Origin of the sequence: Collinsella aerofaciens (assembly GCF_015556945.1) — a bacterium.
Classification (GTDB): Bacteria; Actinomycetota; Coriobacteriia; order Coriobacteriales; family Coriobacteriaceae; genus Collinsella; species Collinsella aerofaciens_AO.
In genome coordinates this window covers 15,054-32,370 of sequence record NZ_JADNNH010000027.1, presented here as the reverse complement: position 1 = coordinate 32,370, position 17,317 = coordinate 15,054, and the positions used below count along the sequence as shown (strand labels likewise).

General features: G+C 59.2%; 11 protein-coding genes and 1 tRNA gene. 8 read left to right on the top strand and 4 right to left on the bottom strand.

The annotated features are described in order from the left end of the window. Positions 1-181 precede the first annotated feature (181 nt). The 8 genes from acpS to I2F59_RS07975 all read left to right on the top strand — a co-directional run bounded on the left by acpS (position 182) and on the right by I2F59_RS07975 (position 12,063). Positions 182-721, top strand: coding sequence for a holo-ACP synthase (acpS, locus tag I2F59_RS08010; protein WP_006235843.1), 540 nt, complete (start codon positions 182-184; stop codon positions 719-721). Continuing rightward, entirely contained in the window at positions 722-2,338 is a 1,617-nt protein-coding gene (locus tag I2F59_RS08005) for an NAD(P)H-hydrate dehydratase (RefSeq protein ID WP_195503814.1), read from the top strand. It abuts the gene before it with no gap. Between the two features lie 2 nt (positions 2,339-2,340). After that, positions 2,341-3,486, top strand: coding sequence for an alanine racemase (gene alr / locus I2F59_RS08000; RefSeq protein ID WP_195503813.1), 1,146 nt, complete (start codon positions 2,341-2,343; stop codon positions 3,484-3,486). Between the two features lie 8 nt (positions 3,487-3,494). Beyond that, positions 3,495-4,115, top strand: a complete 621-nt coding sequence (locus I2F59_RS07995) for a uracil-DNA glycosylase (RefSeq protein ID WP_006235848.1) — start codon at positions 3,495-3,497, stop codon at positions 4,113-4,115. 12 nt (positions 4,116-4,127) lie between these two features. Then, complete coding sequence (gene tsaE, locus I2F59_RS07990) at positions 4,128-4,634, top strand: tRNA (adenosine(37)-N6)-threonylcarbamoyltransferase complex ATPase subunit type 1 TsaE (protein ID WP_195503812.1); 507 nt, start codon at positions 4,128-4,130, stop codon at positions 4,632-4,634. Then, positions 4,621-7,005, top strand: coding sequence for a tRNA (adenosine(37)-N6)-threonylcarbamoyltransferase complex transferase subunit TsaD (tsaD, locus tag I2F59_RS07985; protein ID WP_195503811.1), 2,385 nt, complete (start codon positions 4,621-4,623; stop codon positions 7,003-7,005). Before tsaE ends, tsaD begins: the two co-directional genes overlap by 14 nt. A gap of 808 nt (positions 7,006-7,813) precedes the next feature. Then, on the top strand, positions 7,814-9,703 hold the full coding sequence (locus tag I2F59_RS07980; RefSeq protein ID WP_195503810.1) for a carbon starvation CstA family protein: 1,890 nt from the start codon (positions 7,814-7,816) through the stop codon (positions 9,701-9,703). 185 nt (positions 9,704-9,888) lie between these two features. Next, a complete protein-coding gene (locus tag I2F59_RS07975; RefSeq protein ID WP_195503809.1) occupies positions 9,889-12,063 on the top strand; it encodes a hypothetical protein in 2,175 nt (724 codons plus the stop codon). A 325-nt stretch (positions 12,064-12,388) separates the two neighbouring features. Here I2F59_RS07975 and I2F59_RS07970 read toward each other — a convergent pair. From I2F59_RS07970 to I2F59_RS07955, 4 genes are all read right to left on the bottom strand, one after another. Further along, positions 12,389-12,463: transfer RNA gene (locus I2F59_RS07970), tRNA-Gln, on the bottom strand. A 38-nt stretch (positions 12,464-12,501) separates the two neighbouring features. Continuing rightward, positions 12,502-13,407: a peptidoglycan-binding domain-containing protein gene (locus I2F59_RS07965; RefSeq protein WP_022094145.1), complete on the bottom strand. Its 906-nt coding sequence runs from the start codon at positions 13,405-13,407 to the stop codon at positions 12,502-12,504. Between the two features lie 138 nt (positions 13,408-13,545). After that, positions 13,546-14,559, bottom strand: a complete 1,014-nt coding sequence (locus I2F59_RS07960; protein WP_271755804.1) for a polyprenyl synthetase family protein — start codon at positions 14,557-14,559, stop codon at positions 13,546-13,548. A 125-nt stretch (positions 14,560-14,684) separates the two neighbouring features. Then, entirely contained in the window at positions 14,685-17,135 is a 2,451-nt protein-coding gene (locus I2F59_RS07955; protein ID WP_195503807.1) for a PTS transporter subunit EIIC, read from the bottom strand. Between the last annotated feature and the right edge of the window lie 182 nt (positions 17,136-17,317).

The following is a 17,317-nucleotide window of genomic DNA, read 5'->3' as shown; positions in this document are numbered from 1 at the left end:
CTGACCGGTGGACGGCACCGAGCCGTACGCTTGAACTGAGAAGGGGGAGGCCTCGCGGCCTCCCCCTTTTTTGCGTTTACGGGCTTTTGTCTCACATAGTAGCTGTGTTTTATAACCCTCGTTTGTCGCATCTTCTGTGAACGGGCTACAATAACTTAGTCTGTGCGATATGGAGGTGAACATGGCTGAAGCTGGTATCGGCGTTGATATCGTCGAGATTTCCCGTATGAAATCAATTCTTGAAAAGACGCCGTCGTTTGCTCGGCGCGTGTTTACCGAAGAAGAGCGTGCGTATTGTGATGCATCATCGCGTCCCGCTGCTCACTATGCCAGCCGCTTTGCTTCGCGCGAGGCGGTACTTAAAGCTCTCGGCACGGGTTTTAGTCAAGGCGTGGGTCGCAAGGATGTTTCGGTTACGCGTGATAAACTCGGCAAACCGAAGGCGCTGCTTTCGGGCCGTGCTCTCGAGATCGCTCAAGAACTGGGTGTTGTTGAGGTCGCTCTTTCCATTACGCTTACAGGAGACTTGGCCGTTGCGAATGCCATCGCGATTACCGAAGATGCTCGGCCTAAGCCAAAAGAGGAAAAGGTGAGCACCAAGAAACGCGTAGCGCAGACATTTAAAGAGGCTCGCTCTGTTTTAGATGAGCTTGAGCAGCTGCAGAATTCAGCATTGACGGAGCACCTGGGCGATGCTTCGCAAGATACGCTAGGAGCATAGATGAAACCGGTTTTGAGTACCGAAGAAGTCGTTCGTCTCGAGGATATCATCGAACGCGAAGGGACTTCGAAGGCCGAGCTTATGGAGCTAGCGGGTGAGTTTGCCGCCAACGAGGTCTTGAAGCTCAATCCCGATCGGGTTCTCGTTCTGGTCGGTTTTGGTAATAATGGCGGCGACGGTTGGGTTGCCGCCGATATCCTGAGCCATAAGAGTGTGGACGTGGATATCGTTTCTCCGGTTGAGCCGGATGAGATTCCTGCTGCTCTGGCACGTCATGTTGCTCGTCGTACTGCCGGCCGCGATGTGCACGTTTGCGTCGGCCCCTCGCGTGACGAACTCGAGGTTTTGATCGATAAGGCCGATGTTGTTGTCGATGCCATTTTTGGTACCGGTTTCCACGGAAATCTGCGTGCGCCGTTCTCCATCTGGATTCCTACGGTCAATGAATGCGCCGATTGTGTCGTATCCATTGATGTTCCCTCGGGCCTGAATGCCGAGACGGGCGTTGTTGATGACGACTGCATTCGTGCCGAGCATACGGTGACGATGATTGCGCCCAAGATTGGTCTGTATAGCGCTGATGGTCCTGAGTATGCTGGCGATTTGATCTGCGGCAATCTTTACGACCGTCTTGACGAGGTCATCGATGATGTCGACCACGCCGCCGAGATTGTCGAGCCCGGTGACTTAGTTGATTACTTTGCCCCACTACCTACGAATATCGATAAGTATTCCCGTGGCTCTGTGCTTATTGTCGCCGGATCTGCGCAATATCCTGGTGCTGCCATTATGGCGGCCAAGTCTGCAGCTCGCGCGGGTGCTGGTTACGTGGCAGTCGCGGCTCCTGACGCCTGCGCCAATCTTATTCGCATGGCACTTCCTTCGATTCCCGTCTTTGCTATTCCGTCTGATTCCCGCGGCTCCTTTGGCGCCGCTGCGCGCATGACTGTGTGCGAGATTGCAAAGAAGTACAGCTGTGTACTGTGCGGTCCCGGTATGACGACATCTGCCGGCGCTATGCAGGTGGTTTCGGGCTTGCTCGAGCTTGATGTGCCGCTTATCTTGGACGCCGATGCACTCAACTGCCTTGCTAAGATTGCCATTGACGGTATTGATAGTAATCCCGAGATGTATCGTCGCGAGCAGCCGTTGGTTATGACGCCGCACTATCGTGAACTTTCGCGTCTGGTTGCCGGTGACGAGGTGAACGACCTTGGTACTGCGATTGCAGCCGCGCAGAAGGTTGTCTGGGCTGCAGGCTCTGACAATCTGGTGGTCATTGCCAAGGGGCCGACGACGGCTATCTGTGGCGTTGAGCGTGTGCTGCTGCCGCTCTCGGGTCCGGCTTCTCTGGCAACTGCCGGTTCGGGTGATGTCCTCGCGGGTATTTTGGCCGGCACGCTTGCCACCATGCGCGACGAGATGGATCGTTGGGAGTTGCTGTATTCGTACGCCGTCGCACTTCACAGCTACGCCGGTTTTGCCGCGGCGACGGAGTATGGTGAGAAGAGCGTCATCGCGACCGATCTTATCGACTTGATCGGTCCGGCCATGGAACTGGCGGCAAAGGATGCGCTCGAAGATCTGGGAATCATGGACGAAGGGTCGGATGACTAATCATGAATAAAGCCGATTTGACGCGCTGGTCCTGGGTCGAGATCGACCGCGGGGCGCTACGTCGCAACACGAGGGCCTATAAGAACTTGCTGAATCCACGTCAGCGCCTGTGCTGCGTGGTCAAGGCCGATGCTTATGGTCATGGAGCTGTTGAGTGCGCCAAGATCATGTATTCGGCCGGTGCCGACATGTTTGCCGTGGCGACAGTTAACGAGGGCGTTGAGCTCCGACAGGGCGGGATTACGAAACCCATCCTCATCCTAAGCGAGCCGCCCATCGAGGCCATTCCGACGTTGCTCGAGTTTGATATCATGCCCTCGGTCTATACGTCTGACTTTGCTCTTGCGTATGGCGAATGTGCCGTCGCGGCGGGCAAAGTGGGCAAGTATCATCTCGCCATCGAGACGGGCATGAATCGTATCGGCGTTCACTACACGCAGGTGCTCGACTTTGTCCGCGGTATAAATTTCCATCGCGGTATTCAGTGCGACGGCGTATTTACGCACTTCGCCACGGCCGATGAACCTTCGGGCTGGGACTACAAGCTGCAGTGTCAGCGCTTTACCGAGGCCGTTCAGGCCATTAAGGATGCGGGTTTTGAGTGCGGTATCGTGCATTGTGCCAACACGCCGTCTTCGATGCTCGACCCCTCGATGCATTTTGATATGATCCGCGCCGGCGTTGGCTTGTATGGCATGCAGCCGTGCGAGCTGAGTGGCCGCGTGATGCAGCTTGATCCCGTTATGAGCGTCCATGCGCGTGTGACGCGCGTGGCACACCCTGCGATGGGTGAGGGCGTGGGCTACGGTTTTACCTACCGCGTACCGCGTACGCGCGTTCAGATCTGTACGCTGCCGATCGGTTATGCCGATGGCCTATCGCGTACGCTTTCCAATCGTATGGATGTGCTGCATCGCGGCGAGCGCGTGCATCAGGTTGGCAATATCTGCATGGACCAGTTTATGGTCGCCATTCAGTCCAACCCGGCACACGAGATTCCCGAGGCCGAGTATGGTGACGAGATGATCATTGTCGGCCGCGATGGCGATGCCGAGATCACTATGGACGAGATGGCCCGACTGCGCGGAACGATTAACTACGAGGTCGCCTGCGGCTTTGGCATGCGTCTCGACAAGGTCTACGTGTAGGAGCCGCTATGGGCGTCATGCACATCCCCGGCCATACCCATCAGGCGCCACGTGAGGTCGCACTCGAGGAAATTGAGGCCGTTCTGGGCGATTGTCACCTCTGCCAGCTCTACCAGTCGCGTCACAATATCGTGTTTGGCGTGGGAAACCCCCGCGCTCGCGTGATGTTTATTGGTGAGGCGCCGGGTCGCAATGAGGATTTGCAGGGCGAGCCCTTTGTGGGGGCGGCAGGCGAGGACCTCAACGGCATTTTGTCGCTGGCGGGGCTCAAACGCGAAGACGTCTACATTGCCAACGTGCTTAAGTGCCGCCCGCCGGGAAACCGCAATCCGCGTCCCGAGGAAGTGCTGGCTTGCTCGCCGTTTTTGCGTGAGCAGATTCGAAGCATCTGGCCTGATATTATCGTGACGCTCGGCAACCCCGCGACGCACTTTGTGCTTAAGACCGAGATTGGCATTACTAAGCTGCGCGGCAGGTTCCACCAGATGGGGCATTTTGTAGTAATGCCCACTTTTCATCCGGCAGCAGCGCTGCGCAATCCGGCATGGCAGGAGCTGCTGGAGGAAGACTTTAAGATGCTGGGCGATTATCTGGAGCGACATCCCGCACCAGAGGACGCCTCGGAATAATAAGGAGCATATATGTCCCTGGAGCGCCTGGGGGTAGGTACTTACAAAACGACTTGCGCTGCCGATACGGAGTACTTTGGCGAGCTAATTGCACCGTGCCTTGAGGACGGCGATGTGCTCATCCTGACCGGTGGCCTGGGAGTGGGCAAAACTCACTTTACCAAGGGCATCTCGCGCGGGCTGGGCGATGGGCATATGGTTACGAGTCCTACGTTTGCGCTCATGGCCGTTCACGATCAAGGTCGTATTCCGCTGTTTCACTTTGATCTATACCGCCTGGAGCATGCCTACGAGCTCGAGGATACGGGCATTTTCGATGTGCTGGGCTATGAGGGTGCTTGCTTGCTGGAATGGGGCGAACAATTCCAGGACGAGCTGACGGATGAGTATCTTTCGGTGACGCTCAAGCGTGATGAGGGCGACAGCGATGTGCGAACGATAACGCTCGAGGCACACGGTGACCGCGCAATGGAGCTTTCCCATTTGATTGATAAGGCTGTACAAGATGAGCTTGCATAACGACAACGCGCTGGTGGTGGCGCTCGATACCTCGACCGACATGCTTGCCTGCGCGGCAAGCTGGATTGATGGGCAGACGGGCGAGACGAAGCTCGTGAGTGGCGACCACATGTGTCGCCGTCACGCCAACGTTGAGCTCGTGAATACCGTTGATGGCGTGCTGGCTCAAGCCGGTCTGGATCGCAGCGATGTTGGTTACTACGTGGTCGGCCGCGGCCCGGGGTCGTTTACGGGTGTGCGCATCGGCATCTCCACTGCCAAGGGCCTCGCGCGCGGTGCCAATGTTCCACTGCTGGGCGTGTCGACGCTCGACGCTTGCGCTTGGACGGCGTGGAAGGCTGGCGTGCGCGGCAAGCTTGGTATCTTGGCCGATGCCATGCGCGGTGAGGTATATCCGGCACTATATATGCTGGGCGATGAGGGTCCCGAGCGTCAATTTGAGCGCGAACACGTGGTCAAGGCCGCCGTGGCGCTCGATGAGTGGCGCCGAGCAGCGGACTGGGACCAGGTTCAGCTGACCGGTGACGGTCTCGTGCGCTATGGCAAGCTGCTGGGTGAGGACGAGACCGCCCGCTGCGTGGAGCGCGACCTGTGGTGGCCTTCGGGCGAGGGCTTGCTGCTCGCGCACGCTGCGGGTGACGGCGATCCGGCTCGCGTCCTGCCGATTTACACGCGCCTTTCGGATGCCGAGGAAAACGAGCGCAAGCGTCTTGGTCTTGCCGAGAGTGCGCAGAGCGAAATTACGGGCGTTGCCGATGAGCTCGCCGGTCGTCATCTGCAGTTCCGTCCCATGGGCGCGGCGGATGCCGAGGGCGCGAGCGCGCTAGAGGCTGCCTGCTTTGAAGGTGCCGGACACGAGGCGTGGACGCCGGGCATGTTCCTGTCCGAACTGGGCGAGGACGTCGCTGCGCCGCGTAGTTGGTGGGTGGCACACGACGACGGCAAGCTGCTGGGCCTTGCCGGCGGTATGGTCTTGGACGGTGATGTGCAGATTCTGGATGTCGCCGTCGATCCGGCACATCGCCGTGAGGGCATTGCCCGCAAGCTGCTGTCGCACGTGAGCTATGATGCCCAGATGCTCGGCTGCACCACGGCTTCGCTCGAAGTCGAGGACGGCAATGAGGGCGCGATTGCGCTTTATAACGCTCTGGGCTTTACCGAGGCAGGACGGCGCCGCGGCTACTATGGTGCCGGCAAGGATGCCATCGTCATGACGGCTCCGCTGCCCCTGGTGCTTCCGGTCGACAATGCTTCGCCCGAGCCGACGGCGGCAGAGCAGCGCGTATGGCCGCTGCCTGCGCCCGGGCGCTCCGAGGGGGAGCGTGCCGAAATTGAGCGCCGCCGCCTGGTGCTCGCTATCGAGAGTTCCTGCGACGAGACGGCCGTGGCGATTATCGATGCGGATGGCAATATGCTGGCCAACCAGGTATCGACACAGATTGATTTTCATGCCCGCTTTGGCGGCGTGGTGCCCGAGATCGCCTCGCGCAAGCACGTTGAGGTGATTGTGAGTGTCGTGGATGCGGCGCTCGAGGATGCCGCAGCATCGCTTGGTCTTGAGGGTGGAGCCATTGCCCCCAGCGAGCTTGCCGCCGTGGGCGTGACACAGGGTCCGGGCCTGGTGGGCGCCCTCGTGGTGGGCGTTGCCTTTGCCAAAGGCTTTGCCTACGCTGCCGGTAAGCCGCTCGTATGCGTCAACCATCTGGAGGGGCACCTGTTTGCCAACTTGCTGGCGCAGCCCGACCTCAAGCCGCCGTTCATCTTCACGCTTGTCTCGGGCGGGCACACCATGCTCGTGCACGTGAAGGCGTGGGGCGACTACGAGGTGCTCGGTGAGACGCTCGACGACGCCGTGGGCGAGGCCTTCGACAAGGTGGCCAAGGCGCTGGGCCTGGGCTATCCCGGTGGCCCCATCATCTCTAAGCTGGCCGAGACGGGCAACCCCAAGGCGATCGATTTCCCCCGTGCGCTTAACAGCAGGGGGGACTACCGCTTCTCGCTTTCGGGCCTCAAGACGGCGGTGACGCTCTACATCGAGCAAGAGACCAAGGCCGGGCGCACGATTCACCTTCCCGATCTGGCGGCTTCGTTTGAGGCAGCTGTCTTTGACGTGCAGTACAAGAAGGCCAAAAACGCACTGCACGCTACCGGATGCAAGGAATACTGCATCGGTGGCGGCGTCTCGGCCAACCCGCATCTGCGCGAGATGATGATCAAGAAGCTTGGGCGTCAGGGGATTCGCGTAACGGTGCCGCCCTTGTCTGCCTGTACCGATAACGCAGCCATGATCGCGGAGGTCGCCCGCCGTAAATTCGACCGAGGTGAAATCTCGCCGTTCGACGTCGACGCCGATCCGAACATGACGCTGTAGCTGGTACGGCGCGGTCCCCGGACGGAGGGGCCGGATATAAGGTTTCCTGCTCTACAGTCCTGCGCAAGACGAAGGCCACATTAAGTGGCCTTCTTTGCGTGCGGAACTCGCGATAAACCTTATATCCGGCCCCTCCGTCCGGGGACCTTTCTGTATCGATATAGCTTCTGGGCTGGTTTGGCGTCGACAACGTCCAGCAAGGTTAACAAGCCAGCGTCGAATTTCCAGCGTTCTTTAGCTGAAAGAAAAAGTTGGCGTGCGGAGCTTTGCTCCGCATTTGGGATGGGAGCCCCTGAGAGCCGCGGGAGCCGGGCGGCGCATATGAACTTTATCGCGAGTTCCGCACGCAAAGGAAAGCACTTAATGTGCTTTCCGTCTTGCGCAGGACTGTAGAGCAGGAAAGTTCATATGCGCCGCCCGGCTCCCGCGGCTCTCAGGGGCATCTCTCATGCAAAAACTGTCGTGGGGTAAAGTCCGAGGTCAGTGGCGTTTTATACCGAGAAATCCAAAAAAGTTGAAAATTCATTACAAATTTGCGTTGACTTTAGGTAACTAAAGTTTCATACTCCTTTTCAACCACTGGGGGATGTGAACACGCACGGATCGTTCGCATCATGATTGAAGAGGATTTCTTAGACATGTTCACGCATCAGCTAAACATTATCAGCGTAGTAATTATCTGATGCGGGTTAGCACATACAGCTAGCCCGTACGATAACGGGCGGCTGATGAAGATGAGGGCCGTCGAGCGCAACCGACGGCCCTCATTTTTTATGTCTAGGAAGTTCTTTTTAGAGGAGGAAATGTAATGAACGGAGTTTTGCTCATGGTTGTGGCCGCGGCGGTGCTCGCCTGCGGCTATCTGGGCTATGGCCGATGGCTGGCCAACAAGTGGGGCGTTGACAAAGAGGCCCTCACGCCGGCCAAGCGCATGAAGGACGGCAAGAGCTTCTCGCCCGTCTCCGCCTTCACCGCGTTCTCGCACCAGTTCAGCTCGATCTGCGGTGCTGGCCCTGTTACGGGTACGATCGTCGCCATGGCCTTTGGCTGGCTGCCCGTCGTGCTCTGGGTCCTCGTCGGCGGCATCTTCTTTGGTGCCGTCCACGACTTTGGTGCTCTGTACGCTTCGATGAAGAACAACGGCAAGTCGCTCGCTCAGCTCATCGAGAAGTACATCGGCAAGACCGGCCGTCGCCTGTTCCTGCTGTTCTGCTGGCTGTTCTGCATCATCGTCATCGCCGCTTTCACCGACATGGTCTGCAAGACGTTCATGTTCACCCCGGCCGTTGACGCTTCTGGTGCTGCTACCGGTGCCATCGACTTCACCAAGTCCTATGCCGCCGGCTGCGCTGGTACCATCTCCATCCTGTTTACCTTCGTCGCTATCGCCTTTGGTTGGGCTCAGAAGAAGTTCAACCTCACCGGCGCTGCCGAGTTCGTCACCGGCGTGGTCCTCATGGTTCTCATGTTCGCCGTCGGTATGCAGTTCCCGGTCTACCTGGATAAGTTCCAGTGGTTCGCCGTCGTCATGGTCTACCTGGTCTTCGCTGGCGCTATGCCCATCCAGATGCTCAAGACCCCGCGTGACTACCTCACTTCCATCATGATGATCGTCATGATCGTCTGCGCTGTCCTCGGCATCGTCGTCCTGGGCGTCAACGGTCAGGCCACTATCACCGCTCCGGTCTTTACCGGCTTCTCCACTGCCTCCGGCATGATGTTCCCGGTCCTGTTCGTCTCCGTCGCTTGCGGTGCTCTCTCCGGTTTCCACAGCCTCGTTTCTTCCGGCACCTCTTCTAAGCAGGTCGAGAAGGAGCAGGACGCCGTCAAGGTCGGTTACGGCGCCATGATCGTCGAGTCCTTCGTCGGCATTCTTGCCATCATTGTCGCCGGCATCATGTTCTCCGACATGAACACCGCCGGTACCGGCGCCCTCAACGCCGGTGTCGCTTCCACCCCGTTCCAGATCTTCGCCGCTGGCATCTCCCGCGGTATGCAGGCCTTCGGTGTTGACGGCACGCTCGCTACCGTCTTTATGACCATGAACGTCTCCGCTCTGGCCCTGACCTCGCTCGACGCCGTCGCCCGCATCGCCCGCACTTCGTTCTCCGAGTTCTTTGCCCAGACCAACGATGCCCTGGCCATCGAGTCCAAGGCCGGCTACATGAAGGTTCTCGGCAACCCCTGGTTCGCCACGGTCGTTACCCTGCTTCCCGGTCTCGCCCTCGCTTTTGGTGGCTATGCCAACATCTGGCCGCTCTTTGGTGCTTCCAACCAGCTGCTCGGCGGCATGACCATGATCACCCTCGCCGTGTTCTGCAAGTGCACCGGCCGCAAGGGCTGGATGCTCTACGTGCCCGTCGCCTTCCTGCTCTGCTGCACCTTCACCTCGCTGGTCCAGAGCGCCATGGGCTGCATGACCGCCGTCCAGGCCTACGGCTTCTTCGGCACCATCCCGGCTACCGCCACCACGGCCGCTGTCTCCGTCGCCGCCACCAAGGGCCTGCAGCTCGTCTTTGCCATCCTGCTGATGGTCCTGGGCCTCATCGTCGCCGTCAACTGCCTCAAGGAGTTCTTCGGCAAGGAGGCTGGCTCCATGCCCGACGAGGAGCCCGAGTGGTCCGAGATGGGCAAGGCCGAGTACGGCCGCGCCGCTGCCGCCGAGGCTCCCGCCGACGCCGAGGCCGCCAAGGCCTAGTCAGCTTGATGGACTAACCGTTCCATCCATATGACTCGGAAAGACCGGGTCCGTGACTTCGCGGGCTCGGTCTTTTTTTTCATGCGAAAGCGGGTGACGCTCGAGTGTTCTCGCAGATGTTTTGCGTGGATAAGGGCGCGCGTTGTACCATATAGACGTATATGTGTACATACGAAAGGGGCCCCGTGGCCAAGACGGTATATTCCGATAATCAAAACAATGTCGATGCCCTGGCTGAGCGTCTGAGCAGCCAGACGTCGCTTTCTGCCGAGCGTGCCAAGCTGGTTGCCTACGACCTGCTCTGCCGCAAGGCGCTTAAGATTAAGTCGAGTGCGCTGGCGCAGATTTTCCGTTCCGTCGATAAGGAATGTGACACCAAGGCGATGCGCGATGAGCTTATCGCGGCAAATATCGTGACCAAGATCGAGGGTAGCGGCATTAACGGGCGCCCGGCGTTCTATACCATCAATGCCGAGATCCGCGATGCCCAGGAGCAGCCTGCCGAGTCCGTCGAGGATTTTGTCGTCGAGGATTCCGCTGACGTGCCTGCTGTGGAAGAAGCTGCTCCGCGTGAGCATGTCGATACCGATGAGTTGCTCGATGAGAACGTCGTGCGTGCCTTTACGGCCAAGGCAGGACGCGGCGGTTTTGGTGGGGGTGGCAAGCGCGATGCGCAGCGCCGCGCCCAGCAGGAGCGCTTCCGTCGCGCCGTTGCTCAAAAGGGCGAGACGGATGCCGAGGCTGTTGAGACCGAGGTTGCTGCCGAGTCGCAGAAGCCCACGAAGGAGCAAAAGCCCGTGGAGGCCCAAGAGCCCAAGCGCCGTCGCGGTGCTCACTTTAAGGCTGCACAGCAGGATGCCGTGCGTGAGGTTGAAGAGTCTTCTGAGGTTGCAGACGATGTTGAAGAGTCTGCCAAGAAGGCTCCAGGTTCGTGTCGTCCCGGCCGCGGTTTTGCGGGACGCGCGTATCCCGTAAAGCATCAGGAGAAGGGCGAGTCGGTTTCGACCACCCAGGACGAGAAGGCCGTTGAGCCGGCGGCTCGCGAACAGAAGCCTGCTGAGCCGCGGCTTGAGGTTGATGCCGAGGCCAAGGGCCAGCAGCCTACTGATGAGCAGGCGGAGCAGGGCGCGTCGAGCAAGCCTCGCCGCCGTCGCCATCGTGGGGGCCGCAGTTCCCATGCCGAGACTGCAGCCGAGAAGACCACGCCGCAGGACGAGGATGCGAAGGTCGAGGTTTCTTCGGGGCAGCCTAAGCGCCAGCCGGCGAAGGAGAGCAAGTCCGATCGTCCGCAGAAGCAGGCGCCTATGCCGAAGCGCGAGCGCAATTCCCAAGGCGATTCTAAGCGCAAGTCTCAGAAGAAGCCGGAGTCTACCGCAGCAGATACTGCTGCCCAGCAGCCCAAGTCGGCAGTCCACGGCGAGGTCTCGGCGTTTACCCTTGCCCGCGTTTTAGGCAGGCAGCTGCTCAAAGTTGTCCCTACGCCTACGGCGCTCTCTAAGATCAAGGAGCAGCAGACACAGATCGTAAAGGTTGAGGGCAAGGACGGCAAAAAGGCTCCGCAGCGCACTCAGCACAACGAGATGTCCAACCGCAAGATTGCCGAGGAAATCGCAATCATCCAGGCTTGGATCGAGCAGAACCGAGGTGCCGATACGCCGGTTGCCTCGCGCCGCCAGCGTGCCTACCAGATCTTTAACGACGAGAAGGCTTTTGACGGCAAGCACGGTGAGCGCCTGATCAGACGTATGACCGAAAAGAGCATCAGCATGCAGGCGATCAAGGTCGTCCCCAATCGCCCCGTGCACTTTACGGGCTTCTTTACGCTGGGTGCCGACAAGCCGTTCATTATGGTCGAGAACCTGGATACCTATGACGAGATCGTCAAGCTCCTGCGCGGACGCAAACATGCCAAGCTCTTTGGCATCAAAGTGGGCGGCGTGATTTTTGGCGGCGGCTGCAAAGCGAGCGTCTCGCACGCACTGGATGATTATCTGGCCGAGATTGGCTATCGCTTTAACTACGTCTACTACGTGGGCGATATCGATCGCGAGGGCGCGCGCATCGTCGAGCAGGCTCGCAATGCCAATGTGGTTGAGATTCGCCTGCATGCCGGCATGTACCGCGCCATGCTCGCCGAGCATAAGCGTCGCGTGAAGGCCGGCGGAGAGTGCGAGCCCGCGGCTGCCAACCAGGGTGTGCCGCAGAACCTGGCAGCGACGATCAAGGATCTGCCCATGGTTACGCGCGTGCAGTTCCGCAACGTGCTACGTGAAGGCGGGCGCATTCCGCAGGAGATCCTGATGACCGCCGACTATCGGGATGGCGACTCAGGAAGCTTCGACCGCATGCTGAACAACTAGGGACGTGTGGTCCCGACGGGCCGGGCATTAAGTTTGCTGCTCTACAGTCCTGCGCAAGACGAAGGCCACATTAAGTGGCCTTCTTTGCGTGCGGAACTCGCGACAAACTTAATGCCCGGCCCGTCGGGGCCACACGGTACGTTGTAGAAGGCGGCTCGCTTTTCGGAATTGGGCTGATATTTCAAGATGTAAAGCGCTCTTGGTCCTAATGGGCTTGGGGCGCCTTCGCGTTTCCTCGGCTCCGCACCCTTGCGGGTTCGAATCCCTCCGCTTGCCCACAAGAAAGCGCCCTGGGCCGTTATGGGCTCAGGGCGCTCAATTTTAATGGCTGGGACGGAGGGATTCGAACCCCCAACAGCCGGCACCAAAAACCGGAGTTCTACCGTTGAACTACGTCCCAATGTGTGGTGTTGCCCAAAAGCAACTCGTTTAGTTTACCTAATCTGCGAGGGCATCGCAAACGCCATCGAGCAGGCGTACGGCGAGTGTCTGCGCGTCGCTGGCCGTGAAGGTGCCGTTGTAGCGCGTCATGCCCGTGAGCTCAATGCGAATGCGTGCCGGCTTCTGCTGCGCGGCAACATTGGCAGTGCGGATGCGCTGGGCCAGGTTGTGGCACTCGGCGAGGGCAATCGTGGCGCGCGGTGCGGCGTCGGCGGGCAGCTCGTCGCTTGCGATCTCGAGCACCAGGTCAACGTCGGTTGGGACCTCGGAGTCGCAGAGCATCATGCCGCTGTTGTCGGTCGTTGCCGTGGCGATATTCCACATGCGCGACGCAACACTGCGTGCGATGGGGTCCTCGCCGATAACGGCAATCTGGAAGCGCTCGAGCACGTTGGCGGCGCGAGCAAAACCGATGCGGGACTCGGCTTCGGTGACCGAGGGCTTGCCCTCCCACACATGGTGCAGGCGGTTGATGTAGGCGTAGGTGTCCTGGAAGGCCATGCCGTCGGCAAACAGGCCGACATTTTCCTGGAACTGCTGCAGGGCGGCCTCGGTATGCGGACCAAAGTAGCCGTCGTCTTCGCCACAGGCAAAGCCCAAAACGTTGAGAGCGCGCTGCAGGGCCTGCACGTCGGCGCCATGGAAATTGGGCATGCGCAGATAGAGGGTGCGGTCGCCCAGCTTATACGAAGCGTCTACAAGGGCGCTCCAACAGGGGATATCGACGGCATGACCGGCAGCAAGGCCGCTGTCGAGCCTGAAGGTGCTGACGGCCTGCTCAGTGGTGGCTCCAAAGTACTTGTCGGTGACTTCGGCGGCATCAATCGTGTAGCCGAGCTGCAGGAGACGAGACTGCACGTCCTCGACGGCTGCTCCTTGCATGCCCGTTGTAATAGGTTCCATGAACGAACCCCTTTCGGCGTACCATTCGTACTATTTGAGCGTCTGTCGGATAGACAACGCAAAGGGATGCATAAACATGCACTCAACAGTGTAGCAAGTTGTGCCTAAATACGCTGCTGACAGGTTTTATAACCCCCGTTAGTTAAGGCGCTCCACAAAGAAATCTGCCATGGAGAGGAACAGCTCGCGTGCGTGCGGATCAAGCTCAACGTTCTCGATGGCCGCTTTGGCCTTAGCGGTCAGGTCGAGCGCGTAAGTGTGGGCGTAATCGATGGAGTCGGTCTCCTGGAAGATCTCCACGGCGCGTGCGAGCTGCGCGGGATCATCGGTGCCCGAGGAAAGAATCGCCTCGACCTCGTCGTGGTGGTGCTCATCAGAGAGGGCGTGTACGGCGACAAGCGTGCGCTTGCCCTCGGTGATGTCGGTGCGGAAGTCCTTGTTGGCGGCTTCCTTAGTGCCGACAAGGTTGAGCAGGTCGTCCTGAATCTGGAAGGCGAGGCCCGTGTGCAGGCCAAAGGCGCGCAGCGCTTCGATTTGCTCATCGCTGCCGCCGCCGATAATGGCTCCGGCGGCAAGCGGCGTGGCTCCGCTGTAAAACGCGGTCTTGTGCGTCGCCATGTCCAGGTAGTCATCAACCGAGATATCAAAGCGCCCGTCACGGACCCAACCCAGGTCGAGTGCTTGACCCTCGATGGTGCGGACGATCATCTCGGTAAGCTCGTGGAGCACGCGCAGCTTCACGTCGGACTCCAGCGTGGGGTCGTCGAGAACCGTCTTGGTGACCATGGTGAGCGCCAGGTCGCCACAATTGATGGCAAGGCCCGTGCCCTCGGTAAGGTGCATGCAGGGCTTGCCTCGACGAAGCTGTCCGTTGTCGGCGATGTCGTCGTGGATCAGCGCGCCCGACTGGAAATGCTCGATGGCTGCCGCGGCGCTGCGGGCGCTCTCAAAGCTACCGCCCACTGCGGTTGCGGCGAGCATACAGATAAGCGGGCGGTGGCGCTTGCCGGCGTTGGCCGTAAAAGCCGAGAGCGGCGCATACAGGTAGCGCTCGATATCGGCAGAGGTCGCCTGTCCGTCAAAGAACGTGGCCAGATAGTCGTTAATCTGGTCAAAGTGCTGGGCTAAAAAGCTGGTAAACGGACTGGACACGGGTTCTCGCATTCTTTCTGAGGTTGCATTGGTGCAATATGCAGACAACATATTGCCACATCAGGGCGTTTGGCGCGGCAGTTTTGGCGATTTAGGACAACGGGCGTGCGTTTGATGGAGCGTGCCTAAATCAGCCTAAAATGCTCGAGCGCCGCAACGACACCGTCATGATCGACGGTGTCGGTCACGTAATCGGCCTTATCCTTGAGATAGTCCGGTGCGTTGCCCATCGCAATGCCGACATCGACGGCGTTCATCAGCGAGACGTCATTGCTGGCGTCGCCAATGCCGTATACGGTTCCGTGGTGGGGATCGAGGGCGTCGAGTACAGACTGGATGCCCCCGCGCTTCGTGCATTCGCGGGGCGAGATTTCGGTTACCTCGAGTTCGAGCTCGTTAAAGCACAGCAGCGGCTCAAGTGTCTTATCTTGAGCGATGTGGTTGGCGAGCGATGTAGACATCAAGATCTTGTAGACACTGTAATGTTGCAGCTGCGTGACTGCGTCGCCCAGGGTGCGCGCGTATCCGGGGGCATCGGGGGCATCGGCACTCATGCGCACGACGCCGTTGAGGCCCTCAAAGCGGATGACCTCGCCCGATTGCTCAAGATAGGGGGCAAGATGCTGCAGCATGCTGGGTGTCATCGACAGATCGCGAATTGCGTGTCCGTCGATCTCGGCGTAACCGCCCGCAAGACAGACGATGCCGGTCCAGGGTAGCTCAAGAAGTTTGGGGTGGATGCAGCTGAGGGTGCGCCCTGTGCAGATGAAGGCCATGTTGCCGTTGGCGACAAACTCGCGGATTGCCTGCGAAACCGCCTCGTTGGGATAGGGGGAGAGGTCCCGCTCGTCTTCGGGAAGGTCTTGGGCGAGCCTGGGGTCTTGCCAGGCGAGCGTTCCGTCGATATCGAAGAAGCAAATATCGCCGCGCTTATGGGCTGCGCTGGCGGCAGGGGAGGCCGAGGTGGTGGGCACAAATTCCGGCTCGAGGCCCATGATCTGGTCAAAATGCTCTTTAACGCGGGGAACGGAGATGCCGATAATCACCTGGGCGGTCTTGCCCGTAATGATGAGGCCCTTGGCGCCCACCGCGACAAACGACGCGTTATCTGCAACGATGGAAGGGTCTGCGACCTCGACGCGCAGGCGCGTGGCGCAGTTGGTTGCGCCCACGATATTGCCAACGCCACCTAAAAGCTGAATTACCCGCTCAGCGAGGACGTGATCTTGATCGGATCGACTATTGACCTCGTCATTGGGAGATTGCTCTTTGGCAAAGTCGCTTCCCGTTAAACAATCGATTGCCGCGCGATTGACGACATGATCCTCGCGGCCCGGAGTCTTAAGGTCATAGACCAAGATGAGTGCTCGAAAACTAACAAAAAAGATGAGGCTAAAGGCAAGGCCGATACCGAGCGCCAAAAGATAGGCACCGGCATGCGTGCGCATGAGCGGAATAAAGTTGAAGGCTGCCATCTCCATGAGGCCGCCCGAGAAGATGCCGACGATGCCAAAGAGATTCATGGCTGTGGCAAGGCAAGACGATAAGACGGCGTAGAGCAAAAAGAGCCCGGGGTGGGTGAACATAAAGAGAAACTCGAGTGGCTCGGTAACGCCGCAAACCACCGAGGCGATGATGGCGGGAACAAGGATGACCCTGAGGCCGGCGCGGCGCTCGGGTTTTGCGGTGGAGTAGAACGCGGCTGCGATGGCGGGAAGGCCAAAGAGCTTGACCCAGCCGGTGGCGGTAAAACCGGCCCACGGCGCAAGCTCATTAAGGGGGCGCGTGCTATGGGAGAGGATGGGGAGCAAGCTGCTCCATGTGGCGTAGATGCCGTCGTTAATGACCAGGTTGTCGTAGTAGATCGGCATGTAGAGCAGGTGGTGCAGCCCCATGGGCTCGAGCGCTCGCTCCAAAAACACAAAGATGCCCACGCCAAAGGGGCCGACGCTCGTAAGTGCATGGCGCAGCGTTTCGGTCATTGCGTATACGGAGGGCACGATGGCGGCCGAGATAGCGGCAAGGGCAAACACGGCAAAAAAGCTGATGAGGTAGACCAGCGAGGAGCCCGAGAAGGTGCCGAGCCAATCGGGAACCTTGGCATCGTAGAAGCGGTCATGGATGGCGACGACGGTTGCCGATACCACCAGCGGGCCGATAATGCCGGTGTCGAGCGTCTTGATGCCGTCGATGACGGTGATACCGTTGGCGGGGGTCAAAGATGACGGGTACTTAAGCCCAAGGTTGTCTCCGCTCAGCTTAATGATCTCGCTCAAAAAGAAGCAATAGGCAAAATAGGCCACGAGTGCCTCGAGGCAGCAGCGTGCCGGTTGCTTTTGGGCAAGACCGATAGGCAGCGCTACGGCAAAAAGGAGCGGGAGGCGTTTAAAGACCGTCCATGAGCCGCGCTGGATGATGGCCCAAAAAACGTACCAAGGGGTTCCGTATACGGCTAGATCGCCGACGATGTCCGCAGTCGTTGCGAGAGCGGAGACGCCGACCATGAGGCCCGATATAGAAAACAGCATGGCGGGAGCGAACATTGCCCCGCCAAAGCGTTGGATTTTTTGCAGCATGTTCTGCCTTCCGAATATCGAGGCGCGTTGCGCGTGGGGAAACGTTTAAACAATGGATTCATTGTAGAGGACCAGACGATTGTCGTACCGGCAGTTTTGAGCGAAACCGATTTGGGCATGACAGAAACCGTCAACGGTTAAATCCTGTCGCTTTACCGATATTCAGTTTAAACAACTTTAAG

Excerpts from the sequence above, each read along its gene's own strand:
- acpS (WP_006235843.1), top strand. The coding sequence starts at position 182 with ATGGCTGAAGCTGGTATCGGCGTTGATATCGTCGAGATTTCCCGTATG.
- I2F59_RS08005 (WP_195503814.1), top strand. The coding sequence starts at position 722 with ATGAAACCGGTTTTGAGTACCGAAGAAGTCGTTCGTCTCGAGGATATC.
- alr (WP_195503813.1), top strand. The coding sequence starts at position 2,341 with ATGAATAAAGCCGATTTGACGCGCTGGTCCTGGGTCGAGATCGACCGC.
- I2F59_RS07995 (WP_006235848.1), top strand. The coding sequence starts at position 3,495 with ATGGGCGTCATGCACATCCCCGGCCATACCCATCAGGCGCCACGTGAG.
- tsaE (WP_195503812.1), top strand. The coding sequence starts at position 4,128 with ATGTCCCTGGAGCGCCTGGGGGTAGGTACTTACAAAACGACTTGCGCT.
- tsaD (WP_195503811.1), top strand. The coding sequence starts at position 4,621 with ATGAGCTTGCATAACGACAACGCGCTGGTGGTGGCGCTCGATACCTCG.
- I2F59_RS07980 (WP_195503810.1), top strand. The coding sequence starts at position 7,814 with ATGAACGGAGTTTTGCTCATGGTTGTGGCCGCGGCGGTGCTCGCCTGC.
- I2F59_RS07965 (WP_022094145.1), bottom strand. The coding sequence starts at position 13,407 with ATGGAACCTATTACAACGGGCATGCAAGGAGCAGCCGTCGAGGACGTG.
- I2F59_RS07955 (WP_195503807.1), bottom strand. The coding sequence starts at position 17,135 with ATGCTGCAAAAAATCCAACGCTTTGGCGGGGCAATGTTCGCTCCCGCC.